This is a genomic window from Accumulibacter sp., assembly GCF_029255145.1.
Lineage (GTDB): Bacteria > Pseudomonadota > Gammaproteobacteria > Burkholderiales > Rhodocyclaceae > Accumulibacter.
In genome coordinates this window covers 1-3491 of the sequence record NZ_JAPUVQ010000070.1, presented here as the reverse complement: position 1 = coordinate 3491, position 3491 = coordinate 1, and the positions used below count along the sequence as shown (strand labels likewise).

Genomic DNA, 3491 nt, shown 5'->3' with positions numbered 1-3491 from the left:
TGCCGCGGTCAGCGTGGCATCCTGGGCAAAGGTGGCATCCCATTGGCCGAACGACAGGTTGCTGGTGACGATCAGACTGCCTTTCTCGTAGCGCGCGGCAATGACCTGGAAGAACAGGTTGGCTACATCGTCGGCTTCTACAACAGCACCCGCCTGCACTCGAAACTCGGTTACCGGCCGCCGAATGTCTATGAACATCAAATGGCAGAAAAACAACCTATCCCGGTGTCCGAAATTACTTGACCACTACAGCGGACCGGGGCGAGGCGAAGTAGGTTCAAGACGAACTGGTGCAAGGCAGCGAGGTTGTGAGCGGCATGATCGGTGCGGGCTCGCTGCGGAAGATTTTCATCCTCCTCTGTAAGTAGTTCGCCTTTGCACGCGTCTAAGCAATGTCGGACAGGTGGCTACACCGCCTCGGTCCTGACAGAACCCCCCCCATCTAGAGGAGAAGAACGATGTCACATCAACTGTCTGGAGTAGCCATTGCCGCAGCTGCGGCAGCCCTTTTCGCCACGGGAAGCCTGCTGGCGCCGATCGCCAGCGCCGCTGAAGGAGCTCCGGTTCATTGCGCAGGGGTCAATGCCTGCAAGGGCAACTCGGAGTGCAAGACTGCCAAGAACGAATGCAAGGGGATGAACTCCTGCAAGGGTCAGGGATGGGTGGTCAAGGGCAGCGCCAAAGAGTGCACCGACGCCGGTGGCAAGGTGGTCAAGTAAACTCGCTGCCGAATGGCGTGACCATTCCTCCGACAGGTGGAGTGGTCATGCCGAAGGCGATCGGAAGGGGGCAAATGGTGAGCAACTTCGTTCGAGGGTTCGGCCTTGGGCTGCGCACCGAGCACTATCGCGACTTTGTCGCCGCACCGCAACGCGTTGACTGGCTGGAGATCATCTCGGAGAACTACCTGGTCGACGGCGGCAAGCCGCTGCACTTTCTTGATCGCATACGCCGTGACTACCCGATGGTGATGCATGGCGTTTCACTCTCGATCGGCAGCACCGACGCCCTTGATTGCGCGTATCTGCGGCAGCTCAGGGTGCTGGCCGACAGGATCGAGCCGGCCTGGGTTTCCGACCATCTGTGTTGGACCGGGACGGCTTCGCTGAACCTGCACGACCTGTTGCCGCTGTCTTACTGTGAAGCGAGCCTGCGGCACCTTGCGCCGCGCGTGGCACAGGTGCAGGATGCCCTTGGCAGGTCCCTGGTTCTGGAAAACGTTTCCAGCTACGTGACGTATCGAAGCGACGAGATGAGCGAGTGGGAGTTCATCTGCGAGCTGATCACGCGAACGGGCTGTGAGTTGCTGCTCGACGTGAACAACGTCTATGTGAGCAGCGTCAATCACGGTTTCGATCCGCGTGCCTTCATCGACGCCGTGCCGGCCGCGGCTGTGCGATCGATTCATCTCGCGGGGCATGAAGACCATGGCAGCTACATCATCGATACCCATGACCACCCGGTCTGCGACGCGGTCTGGGAGCTTTATGCCCATGCCGTAGGCCGCCTGGGTGCCGTGCCGACGATGATCGAGCGTGACGACGACATTCCGGCGCTGGCGGTGCTGGTCGCCGAACTCGATGTCGCACGGGCGGTGGCAGAACGAGCCCTCGCCGACACGAGACGCGCCGCATGAGTCCGCTGATGACCCAGCAACTGCGCATCCAGGAGGCGATCGTCGGCGAAAACCCGACACCCGGCCTGTTTGTCAGCGAGGGGCCACAACTTGCCGGCGGCTTCGCGGTGTATCTGCGGGCGTACCGGGCTCGCCTGACAGCGGCGCTAGGTGACAATTTCCCGGTATTGCGCCTGGCCATCGGCGACGACTCCTTCGCCGATCTTGCGCGTGCCTATATCGACGCCCAGCCATCGCACTTTCGCTCGATTCGCTGGTTTGGCGACTCGCTCGCGGACTTTCTTGCGGCAACGCCAGGCCATCTGGCGCACCCGGCGCTGGTTGACCTGGCGCGCATGGACTGGGCAATGCGTGCCGCCTTCGATGCCGCCGACGTGCCGCTGATGGGCGCTGGCGACCTCGCCTTGCTGGCACCCGACGATTGGCCATCGCTGCGCTTCACGCCGGTACCGTCCTTGCAGCTACTTGATCTGGCTTGGCGCATCGAGCCACTCTGGAAGGCCCTGAATGATGACCACGAGGCGTCGACAGTGGAACCCGAGCCGCTCTTGCACTCGCTTGTGATCTGGCGTCCGGTGCTCGATTGCTGCTGGCGGTCGGCCGATATCGGCGAGGCCGCTGCCCTGCAGGCCTTGACGCAAGGAGCCAGTTTCGCCGAGTGCTGCGCCATGATAGCTGCGTCCGGCGATGCCGAACCAGCGCAAACCGCGGCCGGGCTCCTGGCGCGATGGATCGCCGAAGGTCTGCTGGCGAAGAGTGGAGAAAGTTGATGCCGGAACCCGACGCGCAACTGGTCGCGAGTGTTTGCGAGGGCTGCGGCGCTTCGTTTGTCTGTGGCGCTGTCGCCGGTCTGACAAGCTGCTGGTGCATGGAGCAAGCACCGACCGCGATCGAGCCGACAGTCGGCGGCAACTGCTACTGCCCGAAGTGCCTGGCGCAGCGGCTTAGCGCCGGGCCTGGCTGACCCGTTCCGGCAGCATCAGCAGGGCATCGCGGTTGCTCCACGAAAAGCACCTGGCAGCGGCTTCGCGCCAGGGTAGCCAGCAGTAGCCGAGATGTTCCCCGGCCGCGACGGTTACCGGCCGGGGGTTCGGCACTTGCAGCGAGAATACGTGTTCGGTGTTGTGCAGCACGCCTGGCGCGTAACGGTGGCGCCACTCGGCAAAGATCTCGTAGCGGTTGGTGAGTTTCCAGTCACGCAGTTCGGCGGCTGTCGCCGTGATTCCGGTTTCCTCGGAGAGCTCGCGAGTCGCCGTTTCGACGAGGCTTTCGCCGGCTTCCTGGCTGCCGGTGACCGACTGCCAGTAGCCCGCATGGGCGGCGCGTTCGAGCAGCAGCACCAAGAGCTCCGGGGTGTGGATGACGACCAGAACCGACACCGGCAGCTTGTACTGGCTCATCCGGGCAATGGAAGCGTGGCCAGCCCGTCAGCACGAAGGTCGTAGAAGACCCACATCGGAACGCCTTGCGACTGCCAATCGTCAATCGCCGCGGCAAACACCTGGTTGAGCGTCCAGAAGGCGGAGGGATCCTTGGCCGCCAGGGTTTCGGCTCCCGACAGCAGTAATACGTAGCCGGTCGCCGCGCACCACGAGAGGTCGCTCAAGCAGTCCTTGAGGGCGTCGTAGTTGCAGCCGTACCACCTCGGGAAGGCCAGCTCGCGGCCCAGCTGCGCGAGCACCAGCTCAATACGCGCCGCGTCGGCGAGACTGACGTCGAAAACGGCCAAGCCTGCGGCGACGGCAGCCGCCTTCAGCGCCGCCTGGTGGCTGCGGGCCAGATGGTAGACGCCGGCCTGGCTTGCATCTTCGAGCAGGCGCTGCACTGGGTGGGGACTGATGGCCATCAGGAATTA

General features: G+C 63.3%; 7 protein-coding genes. 4 read left to right on the top strand and 3 right to left on the bottom strand.

All coding sequences use genetic code 11. The annotated features are described in order from the left end of the window. On the bottom strand, nucleotides 1–159 hold a 159-nt coding region (locus Q1L50_RS07415; RefSeq protein WP_300337179.1), incomplete at its 3' end, for an ATP-binding protein. 299 nt (nucleotides 160–458) lie between these two features. On the opposite strand from Q1L50_RS07415, the gene Q1L50_RS07410 reads away from it, so the two are divergent. The 4 genes from Q1L50_RS07410 to Q1L50_RS07395 are packed head-to-tail and all read left to right on the top strand — an operon-like array spanning nucleotide 459 to nucleotide 2600. Then, nucleotides 459–719, top strand: a complete 261-nt coding sequence (locus Q1L50_RS07410) for a hypothetical protein (protein ID WP_300337177.1) — start codon at nucleotides 459–461, stop codon at nucleotides 717–719. 47 nt (nucleotides 720–766) lie between these two features. Further along, nucleotides 767–1636: a DUF692 domain-containing protein gene (locus Q1L50_RS07405; protein ID WP_300337175.1), complete on the top strand. Its 870-nt coding sequence runs from the start codon at nucleotides 767–769 to the stop codon at nucleotides 1634–1636. Then, a complete protein-coding gene (locus tag Q1L50_RS07400; RefSeq protein WP_300337173.1) occupies nucleotides 1633–2406 on the top strand; it encodes a DNA-binding domain-containing protein in 774 nt (257 codons plus the stop codon). Before Q1L50_RS07405 ends, Q1L50_RS07400 begins: the two co-directional genes overlap by 4 nt. Continuing rightward, complete coding sequence (locus Q1L50_RS07395) at nucleotides 2364–2600, top strand: cysteine-rich CWC family protein (RefSeq protein WP_366145222.1); 237 nt, start codon at nucleotides 2364–2366, stop codon at nucleotides 2598–2600. The genes Q1L50_RS07400 and Q1L50_RS07395 overlap by 43 nt, the downstream gene beginning before the upstream one ends. On the opposite strand, the gene nudB is transcribed toward Q1L50_RS07395, so the two are convergent. Next, entirely contained in the window at nucleotides 2581–3036 is a 456-nt protein-coding gene (gene nudB / locus Q1L50_RS07390) for a dihydroneopterin triphosphate diphosphatase (RefSeq protein WP_300337170.1), read from the bottom strand. The genes Q1L50_RS07395 and nudB overlap by 20 nt on opposite strands. Next, nucleotides 3033–3461 carry a barstar family protein gene (locus Q1L50_RS07385; protein WP_300337168.1) on the bottom strand — a complete coding sequence of 143 codons (429 nt, stop codon included), beginning with the start codon at nucleotides 3459–3461 and terminating at the stop codon, nucleotides 3033–3035. Before Q1L50_RS07385 ends, nudB begins: the two co-directional genes overlap by 4 nt. Between the last annotated feature and the right edge of the window lie 30 nt (nucleotides 3462–3491).